Source organism: Micromonospora sp. 050-3 (assembly GCF_046549335.1).
Taxonomy (GTDB): Bacteria; Actinomycetota; Actinomycetes; order Mycobacteriales; family Micromonosporaceae; genus Micromonospora; species Micromonospora trifolii.
Genome location: NZ_JAJPVX010000002.1, coordinates 2,209,843 through 2,227,725 on the forward strand (window position 1 = coordinate 2,209,843; position 17,883 = coordinate 2,227,725).

The 17,883-nt window shown below is 68.6% G+C and carries 13 protein-coding genes; 11 read left to right on the forward strand and 2 right to left on the reverse strand.

Going from position 1 to position 17,883, the window contains the following annotated elements; genetic code table 11:
- Nucleotides 1–248 precede the first annotated feature (248 nt).
- The 3 genes from ACLJOK_RS25305 (at nucleotide 249) to ACLJOK_RS25315 (ending at nucleotide 4,964) form a co-directional block, all read left to right on the forward strand.
- Nucleotides 249–1,223: a PaaX family transcriptional regulator C-terminal domain-containing protein gene (locus ACLJOK_RS25305; protein WP_410821076.1), complete on the forward strand. Its 975-nt coding sequence runs from the start codon at nucleotides 249–251 to the stop codon at nucleotides 1,221–1,223.
- 467 nt (nucleotides 1,224–1,690) lie between these two features.
- Complete coding sequence (locus ACLJOK_RS25310) at nucleotides 1,691–3,157, forward strand: endo-1,4-beta-xylanase (RefSeq protein WP_410821077.1); 1,467 nt, start codon at nucleotides 1,691–1,693, stop codon at nucleotides 3,155–3,157.
- A 424-nt stretch (nucleotides 3,158–3,581) separates the two neighbouring features.
- The gene (locus tag ACLJOK_RS25315) at nucleotides 3,582–4,964 is read left to right on the forward strand and encodes an RICIN domain-containing protein (protein WP_410821078.1); all 1,383 of its coding nucleotides are present in this window, start codon (nucleotides 3,582–3,584) and stop codon (nucleotides 4,962–4,964) included.
- 72 nt (nucleotides 4,965–5,036) lie between these two features.
- Here the strand turns inward: ACLJOK_RS25315 and ACLJOK_RS25320 are convergent, their stop codons facing one another.
- A complete protein-coding gene (locus ACLJOK_RS25320; RefSeq protein WP_210781643.1) occupies nucleotides 5,037–5,807 on the reverse strand; it encodes a FadR/GntR family transcriptional regulator in 771 nt (256 codons plus the stop codon).
- 147 nt (nucleotides 5,808–5,954) lie between these two features.
- Between ACLJOK_RS25320 and ACLJOK_RS25325 the strand changes: the two genes are divergently transcribed.
- The 8 genes from ACLJOK_RS25325 to ACLJOK_RS25360 all read left to right on the forward strand — a co-directional run bounded on the left by ACLJOK_RS25325 (nucleotide 5,955) and on the right by ACLJOK_RS25360 (nucleotide 14,008).
- Nucleotides 5,955–7,217: an ABC transporter substrate-binding protein gene (locus ACLJOK_RS25325; protein WP_410821079.1), complete on the forward strand. Its 1,263-nt coding sequence runs from the start codon at nucleotides 5,955–5,957 to the stop codon at nucleotides 7,215–7,217.
- A 10-nt stretch (nucleotides 7,218–7,227) separates the two neighbouring features.
- Nucleotides 7,228–8,202, forward strand: a complete 975-nt coding sequence (locus ACLJOK_RS25330) for a carbohydrate ABC transporter permease (RefSeq protein ID WP_410821080.1) — start codon at nucleotides 7,228–7,230, stop codon at nucleotides 8,200–8,202.
- Nucleotides 8,202–9,029, forward strand: coding sequence for a carbohydrate ABC transporter permease (locus tag ACLJOK_RS25335; protein WP_410821081.1), 828 nt, complete (start codon nucleotides 8,202–8,204; stop codon nucleotides 9,027–9,029). The genes ACLJOK_RS25330 and ACLJOK_RS25335 overlap by 1 nt, the downstream gene beginning before the upstream one ends.
- A 1-nt stretch (nucleotide 9,030) precedes the next feature.
- Nucleotides 9,031–10,254 (forward strand): mandelate racemase/muconate lactonizing enzyme family protein, encoded by a 1,224-nt coding sequence (locus tag ACLJOK_RS25340; protein WP_410821082.1) that lies wholly within the window; start codon nucleotides 9,031–9,033, stop codon nucleotides 10,252–10,254.
- Between the two features lie 106 nt (nucleotides 10,255–10,360).
- Nucleotides 10,361–11,386, forward strand: coding sequence for a zinc-dependent alcohol dehydrogenase (locus tag ACLJOK_RS25345; protein WP_410821083.1), 1,026 nt, complete (start codon nucleotides 10,361–10,363; stop codon nucleotides 11,384–11,386).
- Nucleotides 11,383–12,144, forward strand: a complete 762-nt coding sequence (locus ACLJOK_RS25350; RefSeq protein ID WP_410821084.1) for an SDR family NAD(P)-dependent oxidoreductase — start codon at nucleotides 11,383–11,385, stop codon at nucleotides 12,142–12,144. Before ACLJOK_RS25345 ends, ACLJOK_RS25350 begins: the two co-directional genes overlap by 4 nt.
- The gene (locus ACLJOK_RS25355; protein WP_410821085.1) at nucleotides 12,141–13,019 is read left to right on the forward strand and encodes an amidohydrolase family protein; all 879 of its coding nucleotides are present in this window, start codon (nucleotides 12,141–12,143) and stop codon (nucleotides 13,017–13,019) included. The genes ACLJOK_RS25350 and ACLJOK_RS25355 overlap by 4 nt, the downstream gene beginning before the upstream one ends.
- The gene (locus ACLJOK_RS25360; protein ID WP_410821086.1) at nucleotides 13,016–14,008 is read left to right on the forward strand and encodes an aldo/keto reductase; all 993 of its coding nucleotides are present in this window, start codon (nucleotides 13,016–13,018) and stop codon (nucleotides 14,006–14,008) included. The genes ACLJOK_RS25355 and ACLJOK_RS25360 overlap by 4 nt, the downstream gene beginning before the upstream one ends.
- Before the next feature lie 89 nt (nucleotides 14,009–14,097).
- Here ACLJOK_RS25360 and ACLJOK_RS25365 read toward each other — a convergent pair whose 3' ends face one another.
- Nucleotides 14,098–17,640: a ThuA domain-containing protein gene (locus ACLJOK_RS25365; protein WP_410821087.1), complete on the reverse strand. Its 3,543-nt coding sequence runs from the start codon at nucleotides 17,638–17,640 to the stop codon at nucleotides 14,098–14,100.
- Nucleotides 17,641–17,883 lie beyond the last annotated feature (243 nt).

A 17,883-nucleotide genomic window follows, 5' to 3' on the forward strand; every position in this document is an offset into this window, starting at 1 on the left:
GACGACTCCTTCGATTGCCTGTGCAGGCTGGATTGGCAGTGCGATCCGGTCGCGGTGTGCCCGACTCCCGCGGTGATCGCACGATGCCCGCTACCTGTGGCTCGCCCAGCCCGGCTTCGGATGGCGTCGCGTGGCAGTTAGTGTTCCGTCCGGGCCAGGAAGTGTCAATCGAGGATTCTCGATTTATGGGGGAGCTGTGGCCGTCCGTCTACAGTCGTCTTGCCGTCCCCGAGGAGCACGGAGCGCCTGTGGCAAGCCCTTTCGACATCGACGAGATCTATCCGGACGACGGAGACCAGCCACCCCGGCTGCCCCGCCGGCAGGTCGGCACCTCGCCCCAGGGTGTCGCGGTGACCCTGTTGGCGGACTACACGCTGCGGACCCGGGTCGCCCTCCCGTCCGCGGCCATCGTCGCGCTGCTCGGGGAGACCGGCGTGACGACGGCCGGAGCGCGGACCGCGATCAGTCGGTTGGCCCGTCGTGGCGTGCTGGAGGGCAGTCGACTGGGGCGGCGCAGCTCCTACCGGCTCAGCCGCGCCGCCGCCGCCAACCTCTCCGCCGGCGGGCAGTGGATTCTCGCGTCCACCGCCTCGACGGCGCTGTGGGACGGGTGTTGGACGATCGTCGCCTTCTCGCTGCCGCAGGATCGCAGTACGCAGCGCCGGGCCCTGCGGGCGCAACTCCGGTGGCTCGGCTACGCCCCGCTGTACGACGGTCTGTGGATCTCGCCGCAGGAGCTGACTCCCGCGGCTCGGACCCAGCTCGACCGGCTCACCCTCGGCGCCGTGACGGTGTTTCGCGGGCGGCAGACCGCGCTCGCCTCGACCATTCACCGCGCACCGATCGAGGCCTGGGACATCGAGGCGATCAGCCGGAGCTACGACGCGTTCCTCCGGCGGTGGACGCCACTGTTGCCCGGGGTGCTGTCCGGGCAGGTCGACGGCGCCGCGGCGGTGCGGACCCGTACCGAGGTAATGGACACCTTCCGGCGTTTCCCCGTCCTCGATCCGCAGTTGCCGGTGGAGCTCCTTCCGCGGGAATGGCTCAGGCAGCCAGCGCGGGAGTTGTTCGCAGCCGTCTACGACGGCCTCGCCGCACCCGCCGAGCGACACGTCCGGTCGGTCGTCGAGCGGTTCGCCGACGCCCCGCAGCCCGGCATCGAGGCCCACACCACCGCCGACCTGGTCGCCGGAATACGCGCCGGGGTGGCCGTCTCCAAGTAGCTCGGCCATCAGGTGCTCGTGAACCGCCAACAGTCGCGGCCGGCGACTGTGAGCGATAACAGGGTTGCCCTCCGGCGTGCTCCGAGCGGCGCGGTGGTACGACTCGTCCGCTGATCGCGCGGCGGCTGAACACGGTTGCCCTGGGCCTTTGGTTACCGGGCGAAACGTGGCGTTCCGGGAGATCGGCGTGAACGGCCCGTTACGTCTTGACGAACGGCATGTTATCGCTCACTCTCGATATAGAGGACGATCGTTCCCGTGGCTCACCGGGCGAGCCGCACTGGTCGTGCCTCCGATCACGGCGTTCGCAAGGGCATGCGGACGTCACTCGGACCCGGCAGTTGCCGGCGACAGCCCTCTCGGACTGTGCGTGCTGATGCCGGGCGGCCAGGATGACCGCCCCGATCAGTCGCCCCGAGCGAAGTGGCACATCACCACCACCGATGCAACCACTGAAAAGGAACGCCATGAAACCCATGAGAACGATGCTGGCGGCGGCGACCATCGCCGTCGCCCTCACCACCGGTATGACGGTGGCGCTGACTCCCGCATCCGGTGCCGGCACGACCCTGAAGGCGGCCGCCGCCGAGAAGGGCCGCTACTTCGGCGCCGCTGTCGCCGTCGGCAAGCTGTCGACCAGCGCCTACACGACGATCCTGAACCGTGAGTTCAACAGTGTGGTGCCCGAGAACGAGATGAAGTGGAGCTCGACCGAGCCGCAGCAGGGCACCTTCACCTACTCGAGTGGTGACCGCCTGGTCAGCCACGCGCAGGCCAACGGCATGAGCGTGCGCGGCCACACGTTGTTGTGGCACGCGCAGCAGCCGGGCTGGGCGCAGGGCATGTCCGGCAGCGCGTTGCGGAACGCGGCGATCAACCACGTCACCCAGGTCGCCACGCACTTCCGGGGCAAGATCTATGCCTGGGATGTGGTGAACGAGGCGTTCGCCGACGGTGGTAGCGGTGGGCGTCGGGACTCGAACCTGCAGCGCACCGGTAATGACTGGATCGAGGCGGCGTTCCGGGCGGCGCGGGCCGCGGATCCGGGTGCGAAGTTGTGTTACAACGACTACAACACCGACGGGATCAACGCGAAGTCGACGGGGATCTACAACATGGTGCGGGACTTCAAGTCCCGTGGCGTGCCGATCGACTGCGTGGGTTTCCAGTCGCACCTGGGCACCTCGCTGGCCGGTGACTACCAGGCGAACCTGCAGCGGTTCGCCGATCTCGGTGTGGATGTGCAGATCACCGAGCTGGACGTGATGACCGGCGGCAACCAGGCCAACATCTATGGCGCCGTCACCCGCGCCTGCCTGGCCGTCTCCCGCTGCACCGGCATCACCACCTGGGGTGTGCGCGACTGCGACTCGTGGCGCGGGTCGGACAACGCTCTGCTGTTCGACTGCAACGGCAACAAGAAGGCCGCGTACACCGCCGTCCTGGACGCCCTGAACGGTGGCTCGACCCCGCCCACCACGCCCCCGCCGGGCTCCGGGGTGGACACCAGCGCCTGGTACGTGTTGGTGAACCGAAACAGCGGCAAGGCGCTGGACGTCTACGCCTCGGCCACCAACGACGGGGCGCGAATCAGCCAGTGGACGCGGAACAACGGCGTCAACCAGCAGTGGCAGTTCGTCGACTCGGGGAGTGGCTACTACCGGGTGAAGGCGCGCAACTCCAGCAAGGTGCTCGACGTCAGCGGCTTCTCCACCGCCGACGGCGGCGCGATCGTGCAGTGGGCCGATCTCAACGGCACGAACCAGCAGTTCCGACTCGCGAATTCGGCTGATGGCTACGTGCGCCTGATCAACCGCAACAGCAACAAGGCCGTGGAGGTGCAGGGCGCGTCCACCGCCGACGGTGGAAACATCGTCCAGTACGCCGACTGGGGCGGCAACAACCAGCAGTGGCAACTGGTCCGAATCGGCTGACGACCGCCGCCATCGCCTGGGGGAGCGGGAGTTGCCGGCCGCTCGGGATCCGGCCGGCGCCCGCCCAGGCGAGGCGCGACGCACGGCGGCCCGCCCTCTCCGGGGCGGGTCGCCGTGACCGTCAGGTTGTTGCTGGCCGTGATCGCGCGGATCGATACCAATCGTTTGACGTATGACGTCTTGACCGCTAATTTTCACCCTGCGGGCCACCCGGCTACCGGGAGCCAGGACGTCGCACCGCGCGGTTTGGCGCGGGCCTGCCGCGAAGCCCGGATCGTGGCATCGCCATCGACGTACACCGTTGGCCGCGGGTTGCCCGCACAACACCCCCAGACGTGCTGAGGCCACCACCAGACGCCGGCACGCACGCCAGGGCACACACGGGCGTTCTGCTCGTGGGTGACCCCGATCGAAGGAGTGGACCATGAAAGCCCTTGGTGAGGCTCGTCCCGCCTCTCGACAGAGACGCTGGCGGTCAGGGTTGGCCGCGGCGGCGGCCGCGGCCATGGCAGCCAGCGCACTCGTCGCTGCCAACGCGGCGCCCGCGGCGGCAGCGACAGTGGACACCAACGCCTCCTACGTGCTGGTGAACCGCAACAGCGGCAAGGCGTTGGACCTGTATGCCTCGGCTACGAATGACGGGGCGCGGATCAGTCAGTGGACGCGTAACAACGGGGTCAATCAGCAGTGGCAGTTTGTGGATTCCGGGGGTGGCTACTACCGGGTCAAGTCGCGGCACTCGGGCAAGGTGCTCGATGTCAGTGGGTTTTCCACCGCTGACGGTGGTGCGGTCGTGCAGTGGGCTGATCTGAACGGGACGAATCAGCAGTTCCGGTTGGCTGACTCGGACGGTGGTTATGTTCGGTTGATCAACCGCAACAGCAGCAAGGCGGTGGAGGTGCAGGGCGCGTCCACCGCTGACGGTGGGAACGTGGTGCAGTACGCCGACTGGGGTGGCACCAACCAGCAGTGGCAGCTCGTCCAGGTGGGCGGCAGCGACCCACCGCCGTCGGGTGGCAGCGGGTGCGGCAAGGCGCCGACGCTGGCCAGCGGCACGCACACGATCCAGAGCAACGGCAAGAGCCGGACCTTCATCCTCCGGGTGCCCGCCAACTACAACAACAGCAACCCCTACCGGTTGATCTTCGCCTTCCACTGGCGGGGCGGCACCATGCAGGAGATCTCCTCCGGCGGCACCAGCGGGACCCCGTGGTCCTACTACGGGCAGCAGGAGCAGTCGAACAACAGCGCGATCCTGGTCGCGCCCCAGGGGTTCGGCAACGGCTGGGCCAACTCCGGCGGTGAGGACATCGTCTTCGTCGACGACATGATCAGCCGGATCGAGAGCAGCCTCTGCGTCAACCCGAGGCAGCGGTTCGCACTCGGCTTCAGCTGGGGTGGCGGCATGAGCTACGCCGTCGCCTGCGCGCGGGCCAACGTCTTCCGCGCCGTCGCCGTCATCTCCGGTGGGCAGATCAGCGGCTGCAGTGGCGGTACGCAGCCCATCGCGTACTTCGGGCTGCACGGCATCTCGGACAACGTCCTGGGTATCTCGGGTGGCCGGGCGTTGCGCGACACGTTCGTCCGGAACAACGGCTGCACCGCGCAGAGCCCGCGCGAGCCGGCGGCCGGCAGCCGCACGCACGTCACGACCACGTACTCGGGTTGCCGAGCCGGATACCCGGTGCAGTGGGCCGCGTACGACAACGGCCACATGCCCGGCCCGGTGGACGGCACCTATGCCGAGAGCGGCATCACCACCTGGACCAAGGGTGAGATCTGGAGGTTCTTCGCCCAGTTCTCGTGACTGATGTCGGCCACAGCTGGCGGCGCCTGCTCCCGTACCTCGGGGGCGGGCGCCGTCCGTTGCCCGTGACGGTCAGCGTTCGAGGCGGACCGGGCTCCCCGAACCACTACGACGGACCAGCCAGGCCTCGGTGATGTGGGTGAACATCGCCTCGGCGGCGCCGTTGGGATCGTGGGCCGCGATGCGTTCGTAGATACGTCGGTGCCCCTGGTTGGACGCCACGCACAACGCCCGCTCGGTCCGGCCCATGTACCGGGCGGTGTTGATGACCTGGCTCTCCAGCGCGCGTACGACGCCACGGGCGATGCGGTTCCCGGATGCCTGCATGATCGTGTCATGAAAGGCCCGGTCGTGGTCGTGGTAGGTGACGTGGTCGTCGACGAGTTCGTCCATCCGGTCCACCATGGCCCGCAGTCGATCGACTGTCCCGCTGTCGGCGAGGCGAGCGGCGACGTTCGCCATGTCGGACTCCAGCACCCGCCGGGTGACGACCAGGTCGTCGAGTATGGCGAGGCTGTCGTCCACGGCGATGGTGGCCGCGAGGACGAGCTCGTCGAGCATGTCCCAGTGTGACGGCGGGGTGACCATGGTGCCGGCGCCCTGACGGACCTGCACCAGCCCCTTCTCCTGAAGGATCTTCACTGCCTCCCGGACGACGGTCCGGCTTACGCCGAAGGTCTCGCAGAGGATCGGCTCGGGAGGCAGGGACGACCCGGACGGGTGTACGCCGCGGACGATGCGCTCCACCAGTTCGGCGGTGACCGCCCTGGCGAGGTTGGTCGGCCGACGCACCCACGCCGGGGTCGCCGGGCTGTTCAGGGCTGTCTCCTGCGGTGGCGTCATGTCCCCCTCCGAATGGCTCGCCGTGGCACGACGTCTGGGTCAGTGTACGGCCGACTGTTGACGTCACACGTCATACGAGTTACCTTCCGGTCAACATTTGGCTCGCGGGACACCCGTCGGCCACCCCCCATATAGAGGTGACAATCGATGAGACAGCGCGCAATATGGTCGGCCGTCCTCGTTGTGGGCCTGGCCCTGGCCGGTTGTGGAAGTGCTAGCGATTCGGGCAAGTCAACCAGCTCGGACGGCAAGTTGGTCGTGTGGGACTGGAAGTCCGGCGAGCCGTTCGCCAAATCCTATCTGGAGAAGGCCAAGGCCGACTTCAAGAAGAAGCACGCCGACGTCGAGGTCGAGTTCGTCGCGCAGCCCTTCGACCAGTACTACACACTGCTCGGTGCGGCGATCCAGTCCGGCAAGGGCCCAGACGTGATGCTGTTCAACGGTGGCGGCCAGATCCGCGACCGGGTGGACGCGCTGGTGCCCCTCGACGACTACGTGGCCGAGGACAAGCAGCGGTTGGCCGGTTGGGAGGCATTCGCCAAGGACGGCAAGACCTACGCCGCCCCGGTGACGCTCCAGGGCTACCCCATCTACTACAACAAGGAAATCTACCGGAAGGCGAACCTCGACCCGGCGAGCCCGGCCACCACGTGGGACAAGTTTGTCGCCGACTGCGCCGCCATCGCCAAGGCCGGCTCCAAGTGCTTCGCCCTCGGCAACAAGGAGGGTGTCGGCATTCAGTTCTGGCTCTCCAGCCTGGGCTCGACCACCCTCACCGCCGCGGAGTACGACGCCTGGATCGCCGGTAAGCGCGACTGGAACTCGCCCAACATCAAGCGGATCTTCCAGACCTGGAAGGAGGCCGGCGACAAGAAGATGAACAGCGACGGGGCCAACTCGACCGCCATGTTCAACGACTCCTTCGCGCTCTTCCAGTCCGGCAAGGCCGCGCACGTCATGGGTCTGATGTCGGACGTCGGGCACTGGCAGGACTTCAACGAGTTCCTGACCGCGGAGAAGCTCGGCGTCATGAAGGCCCCGGTCGTCACCGCCGGCACCACCCCGAGCCTCCCGTACGACGGTGGCATCGGCTACGCGGTCGCCAAGTGGACGAAGGACCCGAAGGTGGCGGCCGACCTGGTGCGCGCCCTGAGTTCGGCCGAGGCGTTGAAGGCCTTCTACGCCGACGCCGGCGCGATCGCCGCCGACACCACCATCGACGTGTCGGCGGGCGGGCCCGCGGTCTCCACGATCGTCAGCGAGCTGAAGAGTGGCAAGCCCGCTCTGCACGTGGCGCTCTCCTCGAAGACGCTGGACCTGATGGGGCGCCTCTCCCAGCAGCTGCTCAGCGGGTCGATCACCGTCGACGAGGTGGTGAAGCAGTTGGCCGCTTCCGACCAGGCGGGCTGACATCGTGCCGATGGGAAACACGCAACCGTCGGTCCGTCCGGCTTCGGCCGGACGGGCCGGCGGGGCGGCGGTCACCCCCGCCGCGCATCGGAGTGGCGTACGACCCCGTCGCACCCGTGGCGGCCTGCGGGCCGAGCGCTTCGCCCCCTACATCCTGGTCCTCCCGGCCGTCCTGATCATCGTGCTGCTGCGGCTCTACCCGCTGCTCCTCGGCGTCAACTTCTCCTTCACCGGCGACGGTGAGCAGAACGGGACGGCTGTCGGTTTCGGCAACTACCGCGAGCTCTTCGCCGACCCGTTGTTCCAGACCGCGCTGAAAAACGTCGGGCTGCTGGTGCTCCTGCTGCCGGTGGCGGTGGCGATCCCCGGTCTGCTCGCGACGTTCATCTACCTTCGGGTGCCCGGCCACCGCTTCTACCGCAGCGTCTACTTCTTCCCGGCGGTGCTGTCGCCGGTCATCGTCGGTGCGATCTTCAACCTGCTGCTCGCTTTCGACGGCCCGCTCAACGCCGTGCTCGGGTCGTTCGGTGTCGGTCCGGTGGACTGGCTCGGGGACCCGGACATCGCGATGTTCATGGTGGTGGGCGTGCATATCTGGGCCACCTTCGGGATGGCCCTGGTGGTGTTCCTCGCCGGCTTCGCCACGCTGGACCCCGCGCTCCTGGACGCCGCCCGGGTGGACGGGGCGACGCTCGGCCAGGTCGTCTGGCACGTGATCATTCCGGCCCTCTCGCGCACCATCCAGTTCGTCTTCGTGACCACGATGATCGGGATGCTGACCTCGATGTTCGGCCTCCTCTACATCATGACCAGCGGCGGGCCGGAAGGGTCGACGTACCTGCCGGAGTTCTACATCTGGAAGCAGCAGGGCCAGATGAACCGTCCGGCTCTCGCGTCGGCGGCCTCGACGATCCTCTTCATGATCATGCTCGTCGTGGGGCTTCTCCAGATCAAGCTGCTCGAACGATCCGGAAAGGAGGACTGATGTCTCGCCTCCGCCTGGGACGGTGGCTGGTCGCCATCCCCATGTCGCTGCTCGCCCTGGCGACGATCTACCCCCTGCTGTTCACCGCCAACGTCGCGATGAAGACCCGGCGTGACTACATCCTCGACCGGTTCGGCCTGACCGACGCCCTACGCTGGGAGAACATCAGCACGGCGTGGAACAGCGTCGGTATGGGCCGCTACTTCATCAACTCGCTGTTCGTGGTGACGGTGTCGGTGTTCCTGCTGCTGCTGTTCGGGTCGATGGCCGGCTTCGCCCTGAGTCAACTGCGGTTCCGCGGCTCGTCGGCGCTGTTCCTGGGTTGCCTCGCGGGGCTCTTCATCCCGTTCCAGGTGATCATGGTGCCGCTCGCTCGGATCATGGCCGACACCGCGCTCATCGACACGTACCCGGGTCTGATCCTGGTCTACGTGGCCCAGTTCCTGCCCTTCACGGTCTTCCTCATGACGAGTTACTACAAGGGCATTCCGCCGGAGATCGTCGACGCCGCGCGGATCGACGGCAGCACCGTGTACGGCGTGTACCGCCGGATCATGCTGCCGCTGGGCACCCCGGCGCTGCTGTCGGTCGGCATCCTCAACGCCCTGTTCTGCTGGAACGACGTCCTCATGGCGCTGGTGATGATGCCCTCGGCCGATCACCGGACGCTCATGATCGGGGTGACCTCGCTGCGCGGGCAGTACTCCGACAACATCCCCACCTTCGCCTCCGGGGTGCTGATCGCCGCGATACCCGTCCTCTTGGTCTACCTGTTCCTCCAGCGCCAAATTGCCGACGGCGTGGCCGCCGGTTCCACGAAGGGTTGACATGCGGATCACGGGATATCGGACGCTCTCCACGGTCCAGGAATGGGGCCGACCAGTCGGCGACGCCAACGGTGTGTTCGCCGACGGGGTGGTCCCGGTCTCGATCGTCATCGTCGACACCGACGAGGGCATTTCGGGAGTGGGCCTCGGGCCGCACGTCGAGATCGAGCGGATCTTCCCAGCCATCGAGGGTGAAGACCCCCGGGCCGTCACGTCCCTGTACGACCGCATGTTGCGGCACACCTTCAAGGCTGGCCACGCGGGGCCGGTGTTCGGCACCATCGGCGCTCTGGACACCGCACTCTGGGACATCAAGGCGCAGGCCGCCGGCGAGCCGCTGTGGCGGCTGCTGGGCGGACGGGACCGGCGGGTCACCGCCTACGCGTCCGGGCTGGACATCGGGCTCACCGACGACGAACTCGTCGCGGAGTACGAGGTCTACGCCAGCCACGGCCTGCGAGCGGCCAAGCTCAAGGGCGGCCTCGACATCGAGCGCGATCGGCACCGCCTGAGCCTGGTCAAGGAGGTCCTGACCGAGGCCGGGCACGGTCGACGGCCGGGTCTGATGCTCGACGTCAACGAGGCGTGGACCCGCAAGCAGGCGGTCCGGCATGTCTGCGAACTGGAACGCACACTGGATCTCATCTGGATCGAGGAGCCGGTGCGGCGCTGGGACGCCGAGGGTCTCGCCGCGGTCAGCCGAGGCGTGTCCGCGTCGGTCGCCACCGGTGAGAACCTCACCGGGCTCGAACAGTACCGTCCGCTGATCGCTGCCGGTGCGGTCGACATCGTCCAGATGGCGGCCGTCTGGGGGGTCACGCACTTCCTGCGGGCGTCCGCCCTGGCCCACGCCCATGACCTGCCGGTCAGCCCGATCGGCAACAGCCCGGTCGGGCTGCTGCACGCCGCGACCTCAGTGCCGAACCACCTGACCAGCGAGTTGCAGGACCTGCACACGCCCGTTGGTGTCTCCATCGACCTGCACGTCGAGGACGGCGCCTTCATCCTCGGCGACTCACCCGGGCTCGGGGTCCGGGTGGACGAGGAGCGGATCCGGGCGGTCAACCGCCGTCCGCAGGCGCAGACGGCCGACAGCCCCAACGTCCGGCCGGAGCGGGCCGGACGACGGCTGCTGGCCGGGGTCGACGGGGTGATCCCCACCCGCCAGGTGCCTGTCGTGTCGCTGAACTCCCGCAACGAGGTGTCGCCGACCGTACGGCACTGAGCTGACAACCAGAACAGGTAAGGCGTGGGTGCATCGCGGCGGCGATGCACCCACGACCATGCCCGGTCGGTACGACCGACGTACCGACCGTCGAGACGGAGGAACGATGAAGGCAGTCGTCTACCGGGGAGCGCGACACCTCGGAATCGAGAACCGCGACCCGGAGCCACCGGGCCCCGGCCAGGTACGGATCGAGGTGGCGTACACCGGGATCTGCGGTACGGATCTGCACATCTACCACGGGGACATGGATGCCCGGGTCGGTGACTCCGCCATCATCGGGCACGAGATGTCCGGGCGGATCGCGGCCGTCGGCGAGGGCGTTACCGGTTGGAACATCGGTCAGCCCGTGACCGTGATGCCGACCCGACCCTGCGGACGCTGCGCCGCCTGCCAGCGGGGCAACTCCCACGTCTGTCACGAGATGAACTTCCTCGGCATCGACTCGCCGGGTGCCATGCAGTCCTCCTGGACCGTGCCGGTGGAACTGGCCCTGCCGCTTCCGGAGGAGTTGCCCCTCGACCACGCGGCGCTCGTCGAGCCGGTGGCGGTCGCCGTGCACGACGTACGCCGGGGGAACGTGACCGCCGACGACCAGGTGGTCGTGGTCGGTGGTGGACCGGTCGGCGTCCTCATCGCCACCGTCGCGCGGAGCCGTGGCGCGCGGGTGCTCCTCGTCGAGCCGGACCCGTTCCGACGCGAGGTGGCCGAGGGGATCGGGATCGAGGCAGTCGACCCGCGAGCGACCGATGTCGTGGCGCTTGTCAACGACCGTACCGATGGCGCGGGCGCCGACATCGCCTTCGAGGTGTCCGGCGCACCGGCCGGCGTCACCACGGCTGTCGACGTCCTCACCACTCGCGGGCGGCTGGTCATGGTGGCGATCCATCCCCAGCCCCGCGAGGTCAACCTGCACCGGTTCTTCTGGCGTGAGCTGGAACTGCTCGGTGCCCGGCTGTATCAGCGCGACGACATGGTGGAGGCGATCCGGTTGGTCGCCTCGGGCGCGATCCCGGCACGGCAGCTGATCTCCCGGGTCGAGCCGGTCGAGGCGGCCAGCGCGGCCTTCGAGGCGTTGGAGGGTGGCGGCGTCATGAAGGTGCTGCTCGATGTGCGGGAGGGTAACCAGTGACGGCGTTGTTCGACCTGTCCGGCCAGACGGCCGTCGTCACCGGGGCGCGGCGCGGTATCGGCCTCGCCATGGCCGAGGCCCTGGCCCTGGCCGGTGCCGACATCGTGGGCGTCTCCGCCCAGCTCGAAGCGGAGGGCAGCGAGGTCGAACGTCGGGTACGCGCCACCGGCCGCCGGTTCGCCGCACTGCGGGCGGACCTCGGCGACCGGGCGGCCGTGCACCGGTTGGCCCGCGACATCGTTGCTCTCGGGCCAGTCGACATCCTGGTGAACAACGGCGGCACCATCGCCCGGACCCCGGCCGCGGAGCACCCGGACGAGATGTGGGACCACGTCATCGAGGTGAACCTCAGCAGCCAGTTCATCCTCAGCCGGGAGATCGGCCGAACGATGGTCGAGCGCGGCCGAGGGAAGATCATTTTCACAGCGTCACTGTTGAGTTTCCAGGGCGGCATCACCGTCCCCGGCTACGCCGCGTCGAAGTCGGGCATTGCCGGCCTCACCAAGGCGCTGGCGAACGAGTGGGCGGCCCACGGGGTGAACGTCAACGCGATCGCGCCCGGCTACATCGCCACCGACAACACCCAGGCGCTGCGCGACGACCCCGACCGCAACCAGGCGATCCTCGGCCGGATCCCGGCCGGGCGGTGGGGCCGGGCCGACGACCTCGGCGGTGCCACTGTGTTCCTGGCGTCGGCCGCGTCGGACTACGTCAACGGCGTCGTGTTGCCCGTCGACGGCGGCTGGTTGGGCCGATGACTGGCGCACAGGAGCCCGGGCACGCCGGGATCGTCGACGCACACCATCACCTCTGGGTCCGCGCCCGGCACCCGCAACCGTGGATCGACCCGGTGACAATGGCGGCCATCGACGCCGACTTCGCACCCGCCGATCTCGCGCCGGCGGCCCGGGCGGCCGGGGTCACCGCGACAGTGGTGGTGCAGTCCATCGCCTCCGACACGGAGACCGTGGACCTGCTGCGCGTGGCGGACGAGGACACACTGGTCCGTGGCGTTGTCGGCTGGGTGGACCTGACCGCCGACGACGTTCCGGAGCGCCTCGACGGGCTGCGGGCCGCCCGGGGTGGGGAACGCCTCGTCGGTATCCGCCACCTCGTGCAGTCCGAGAGCGACCCGGCGTACCTGGACCGTCCCGACGTGCGTCGGGGGATCGCGGCGGTGGGCGCCGCCGGCCTCGTCTTCGACCTGCTGGTACGCCAACACCAGCTCCCCATGGCCGCGCGTCTCACGCGCGACCTGCCCGAGGTGAGCTTCGTCCTCGACCACCTGGGCAAGCCCGCGCTGGGCCGTCGGGAGATGACCGAGTGGAGCCGGGACCTGCGGTCGCTGGCGGTCTCGCCAAACACCACGGCGAAGCTCTCCGGGCTGGTGACGGAGGTGCCGCTCCCGGACTGGACGTCGGCTGACCTTCGACCCGCCGTCGAGGACGCTCTCGACGCGTTCGGGCCGGACCGACTGATGTTCGGCTCGGACTGGCCGGTCTGCCTGCTCGCCAGTTCGTACCAGCTGTGGGTCGACACCCTGGCAGAGCTGCTGGAGGGCCAGGACGGGGCCGACCGGGTGTCGGTCTGGGGCGGGACGGCACGCCGCGTCTACGGGCTGGAGTCGTCATGATGGCGCGCGCACTGCCGCGCCGCCCGCAGCTACGGCTCACCGAGCTGGGCTTCGGCGCGGCCCAGGGGGGCAACCTGTACCGGACGACGACGGACGAGGAGTTCGCCTCGGCGGTCGACGCCGCGTGGGAGGCGGGCGTCCGGTACTTCGACACCGCGCCGCACTACGGTCTCGGTCTGTCCGAGCGCCGCCTCGGCGCCGCGCTGCGCCAACGGCCGCGCGACGAGTACGTGGTGTCGACGAAGGTCGGGCGACTCCTGGTGCCGTCGCCTGACGACGCGCACCTGAGGGACTCCGACGGGTTCGATGTGCCTGCGACCCACCGGCGGGTGTGGGACTTCAGCCGCGACGGCGTGCTCCGCTCCATCGAGGCCAGCCTTGAGCGGACCGGGCTGGACCGGATCGACGTCGTCTACCTGCACGACCCGGACGACCACTGGGAGCAGGCCGCGCACGAGGCCGTACCCGCACTGATCGACCTGCGGGACCAGGGCGTCGTGGGTGCCATCGGTGCGGGCATGAACCAGTCGGCGATGCTGTCCCGGTTCGTGCGGGAGACCGACGTCGACGTGATGATGTGCGCCGGGCGGTACACCCTGCTCGAACAGGGCGCGGCCGCCGACCTCCTGCCGGCCGCCGAGAACCGGGGGGTGGGCGTGGTCATCGCTGGCGTCTACAACTCGGGCCTGCTCTCGCGGGACCGGCCGCCGGCCGACGCCGTCTACAACTACCAGCAGGCCCCGGCTGCGCTGATCGAGCGGGCGCGGCGGATCGCCACGGTCTGCGAGACGTACGGGGTGACCCTGCCGCAGGCGGCTCTCGCCTTCGTCCGCCGGCACCCGGCAGTGGTGTCGACGGTGGTCGGCGTCCGCAACGAGGCGCAGGCGGTAGAGACGGTGCGACGGTCCGGGAGCGTCGTCCCGGAGGAGTTGTGGGACGACCTGGCGGCGGCCGGGCTGCTCGCCGCGCCGCCCGGCCGGCCTGCCTGATCGACGACGACGTCCCGGCCGGGACCGGCTCCGTTCCTCGGATACCGGTCCCGACCGGGACGTCAGTTGTTACCGCGACAGCCGCAGGGTCACACTGCGGTAAACCGCCACTGCTGGTTGGCTGCGCTGTGGCAGGTCCACTGCAACAGCCGGGCGCCGTCGGTGGTGGCGGCAGCGTTGACGTCCACGCAGAGCCCGCTCAGCACGTTGCGCACCGTGTACACGCCGGAGGTTCCCGTCGCGGTGGCGGTGAACTTCTGCTGGTTGCCGTTGTTGCAGGTGGCCTGCTGGAGGAAGGCACCCGCTGCGGTGGAACTGCCAACCACCTCGACGCACTTGCCGCTGTGCACCGCCTTCAGGTAGACCGCCCCGCTGCCGGCGTCGACCGCCTGCCACTTCTGGTTGTTGCCACCGGTGGACGCCCACTGGGTGATCTGGGCGCCGTCGGCGGTGGAGACACCGCTGACGTCCATCAGCTTGTTGCTGTGCTGGGCCGTGACCGTGTAGGTCTTCCCCGCCAGGCCACCGCCGGTGCTGGGCGTGCCGACGCCGTTGCCGCCGAAGGTGTGCGAGTCCAGATCGAACGAGTTGCTGCTGTTCTTGAACACCATGTAGAGCGTCTGTGTCCCGCTGAGCGCGGCGACGCTCACCGGAGTCGTGGACTGGTAGTTGTCCCAGCCGCCCGTACTGGGCACCGTGGTGGTGGCCAGCAGGGTGCCGGTCGGCGAGCCGGCGCGCAGCTCGATCGAGCCCCCACCGGAGGGCGACGACACCCGGTAGCTGACAGTCGAGATGCCCGACAGGTTCATCGGACTGAACGCGATCCAGTCGTTGGTGGAGATGTCACCGACGCGCTTGGTGCTCTCCGCCGCCGCCTGGTCGACGACCCGGACCCCGGACTGGCTGCTGAAGTACTCGGACTGCTTGTGCTTCGGTTGCAGGATCGCCTGCGCGGTGCCGGTGAGCGGGGAGCCGCCCCCCGAGCCGCCGTTGTCGGTGTACCGCGCGTTCAGCACGTAGAACAGGTTGGCGCCATCAGGGTGCCCACCGAGCAGGTCCGTGGAGATGGTGCCCGAGCAGCCGGGGTACTCAGTGGTCTCGTGCGCGTGGTCGTCGTGACCCAGCGCCGGGTTGAGGATGACCTTCGAACAGTCGACGGTGCCGCCGTCCGGATCGGTCACGGTGATCTGGTACGACACCTTGTCGCCGAAGGTCAGCATGCCTCCGTTGCCCGGTGTGGTGATGGTGACCACCGGAGCGCTGTTGCCGACGGTGATCGGGACGTTGGCGAAGCCGGTCTTACCGGTGCTGTCGGTGACCTTCAACTGGGCCGTGTAGTTGCCGTTGGAGGTGTATGTCTTCGACGGGTTGGCCGCCGTGGAGGTGGTGCCGTCGCCGAACGTCCACAGGTAGCTCAGCGTGTTGCCGTCCGGGTCGGACGTGCCCGCGCTGCTGAACTGGACGGTCAGCGGCGAGCTGCCGCTGGTGGGTGTGCCGGTGGCCTTGACGATCGGCGACCGGCCGCCCTGGATGTAGTCGATCCGGTAGAGCCCGGAGTCGCTGTTGCCGCCGCCGAAGTTGGTGCCCCACTCCAACAGGTAGAGCGAGCCGTCCTTGCCGAACTCCATGTCCATCGGCTTGTTGAACCCGCCACCGGGCAGGAACGGGTTGGTGCGGGTCACCGCGGTGGAGGAGTCGAAGTGCACCTCCTTGACGTAGCTGCGCGACCACTCGTAGAAGAAGTGCACGCCGTCGTAGTAGGGCGGGAACTTCGTCGCGGACGGGTTCGCCGCGTCGTACCGGTAGACCGGGCCGCCCATCGGCGCGGAGCCGCCGGAGCCGAGCTCCGGGAAGGTCGTCGAGGCGGGGTAGCCATACCACATGTTGGGCATGACGACCGGCTTCAGACTGGTCAGCCCGGTGTTGTTGGGCGAGTTGTTGACCGGCGAGGAGCAGTTGAACTTCGAGCCGACGACGCCGGTATCGGGGTTGAACGGCGCGTAGGGCTGGTTGTTGCCGTGACAGAACGGCCAGCCGTAGTTGCCGGGCGTCTTGATCACGTTCAGCTCGACTAGGCCCTCGGGGCCTCGGTTGGTGGTGGGCGGGTTGCGGTCCGGCCCGTAGTCGGCCAGGTAGACCCAGCCGGTGGCCGCGTCGATCGAGAAACGGAACGGGTTGCGGAAGCCCATCGCATAGATTTCCGGCTTGGTCTGCGCCGTGCCCTGCGGGTAGAGGTTGCCGCTCGGGATGGTGTAGCTGCCGCTGGCTCCGGGGCGAATGCGCAGCAGCTTGCCGCGCAGGTCGTTGGTGTTGCCAGCGGTCCGGGCGGCGTCCAGGTTGGACTTGCCCGAGCGCCAGTCCAGCGGGGCGTAGCCCTGCCAGTTGGGGTCCAGGTTCGGGGGCGTGTCGTCGCCGGTGCCGATGTAGAGGTTGCCGTCCGGGCCGAACTCGATGTAACCGCCGGTGTGGCCGGGCTCCGGGAACGTCCGGTCCCGGTACGCCGGGATGTCGATGATCGTCACGCCGCTGGACGTGTTCAGCGTGTCGCCGCTCATCGTGAAGCGGGAGACCCGGTTGACGTCGGTCGAGCTGCTCGCCGGTGAGTGGTACAGGTACACGTACCCGTTGGTGGCGAAGTTGGGGTCCAGTGCCATGCCGGTGAGGCCGTCCTCACCGCCGGTGTAGACGCTGAGCGTGCCGGCGGTCACCGTGCTGTTCGTGGAGGGCTTGAAGATCTTCAGCTGCCCGCCGCGCTGGGCGTAGAACACGCGCCCGTCCGGGGCCACGGCCATCGCCATCGGGTCGACGGTGTTGTCGTCCAGGGTGCGCTTCTCGAAGTTGCCCCAGACGGTGCCGCCGCAGTCGCCGGCAGCGTTCCCGGCGGCCCACTTGATGCCACCGAGGACGTGGTTCTGGAAGTTCGTCTCGCTGTAGGAGGCGATCGCGTGGCCCATCGCGGTGGCCCACACCCGCCCGCCGGCGGTGTCGCGACACCAGGAGATCGGGTGGTCCGGGCCCATCGCCCGGGATCCCGGGTTGTACGTGCGCTCGTCGGCGGTCACCAGGACGTGCACCTTGCCGCGCGGGTTGGTGTCGAAGTTGTACCACTCCTCGCTGCGGTTCCACCGATCCGGCAGACCGGCAGTCGACGGGTGCTTCTTGTCGGCGACGATGGCGGTGCCGGGCAGCACTCCGGGGGAGTGCTCGGGCATGTGGGCGCCGCCGTTGATGGTCTGGTCCCACCACGGGTACTCGGACTCGATGCCCATGTCGGTGGCGTTGTGGATGGCGACGATGCCCTTGCCGCTGGCGAGGTAACCCTCCACCGCCTGGCGCTGCGCCGTCGAGGTCCAGACCATGCCGGAGGTCTGGAGCATGACGATCACGTCGAAGGTCGCCAGGTTGCTGGCGGTGAAGACACTGGAGTCCTCGGTTGCCACCACCTCGAAGTTGTTCGCGGCGGCCTGCTGCTGGAGCATGCTGATCCCGGCGGGGATCGAGTCGTGCCGGTAGCCGGTGGTCTTGCTGAACACCAGGGCGCGGAAGGCCGGGGCCGCCGACGCGGGTGGGGCGAGTCCGAGCGCCAGTAACAGGCCGGCGATCACCGAGATGAGCAATGTGTTACGACGCATGCCGTCTCCTAGGTTGGGCGGGCGTAGGGATTGCGACCACGGGTCCTGCGACGCGTCAGGTTGACCCTGGACACGTGAGGGGACACGGGCGCGCTGGCCTGTCCTCATGCCGTTCGCCGCAACGGCAGTCAGACCTGCGGGACGTCACACAGCGTGATGGTGACTGTGGTTCTCGTCCCGTGGTCCACGAGGTCAGGATGAGCTAGAGATCGAAGACTGTCAATTCACGAAGTAACGTCCGAC

Coding starts and splice junctions, on each gene's coding strand:
- ACLJOK_RS25330 (WP_410821080.1), top strand. CDS start 7,228: ATGGGAAACACGCAACCGTCGGTCCGTCCGGCTTCGGCCGGACGGGCC.
- ACLJOK_RS25315 (WP_410821078.1), top strand. CDS start 3,582: ATGAAAGCCCTTGGTGAGGCTCGTCCCGCCTCTCGACAGAGACGCTGG.
- ACLJOK_RS25310 (WP_410821077.1), top strand. CDS start 1,691: ATGAAACCCATGAGAACGATGCTGGCGGCGGCGACCATCGCCGTCGCC.
- ACLJOK_RS25320 (WP_210781643.1), bottom strand. CDS start 5,807: ATGACGCCACCGCAGGAGACAGCCCTGAACAGCCCGGCGACCCCGGCG.
- ACLJOK_RS25335 (WP_410821081.1), top strand. CDS start 8,202: ATGTCTCGCCTCCGCCTGGGACGGTGGCTGGTCGCCATCCCCATGTCG.
- ACLJOK_RS25365 (WP_410821087.1), bottom strand. CDS start 17,640: ATGCGTCGTAACACATTGCTCATCTCGGTGATCGCCGGCCTGTTACTG.
- ACLJOK_RS25325 (WP_410821079.1), top strand. CDS start 5,955: ATGAGACAGCGCGCAATATGGTCGGCCGTCCTCGTTGTGGGCCTGGCC.
- ACLJOK_RS25355 (WP_410821085.1), top strand. CDS start 12,141: ATGACTGGCGCACAGGAGCCCGGGCACGCCGGGATCGTCGACGCACAC.
- ACLJOK_RS25345 (WP_410821083.1), top strand. CDS start 10,361: ATGAAGGCAGTCGTCTACCGGGGAGCGCGACACCTCGGAATCGAGAAC.
- ACLJOK_RS25340 (WP_410821082.1), top strand. CDS start 9,031: ATGCGGATCACGGGATATCGGACGCTCTCCACGGTCCAGGAATGGGGC.
- ACLJOK_RS25360 (WP_410821086.1), top strand. CDS start 13,016: ATGATGGCGCGCGCACTGCCGCGCCGCCCGCAGCTACGGCTCACCGAG.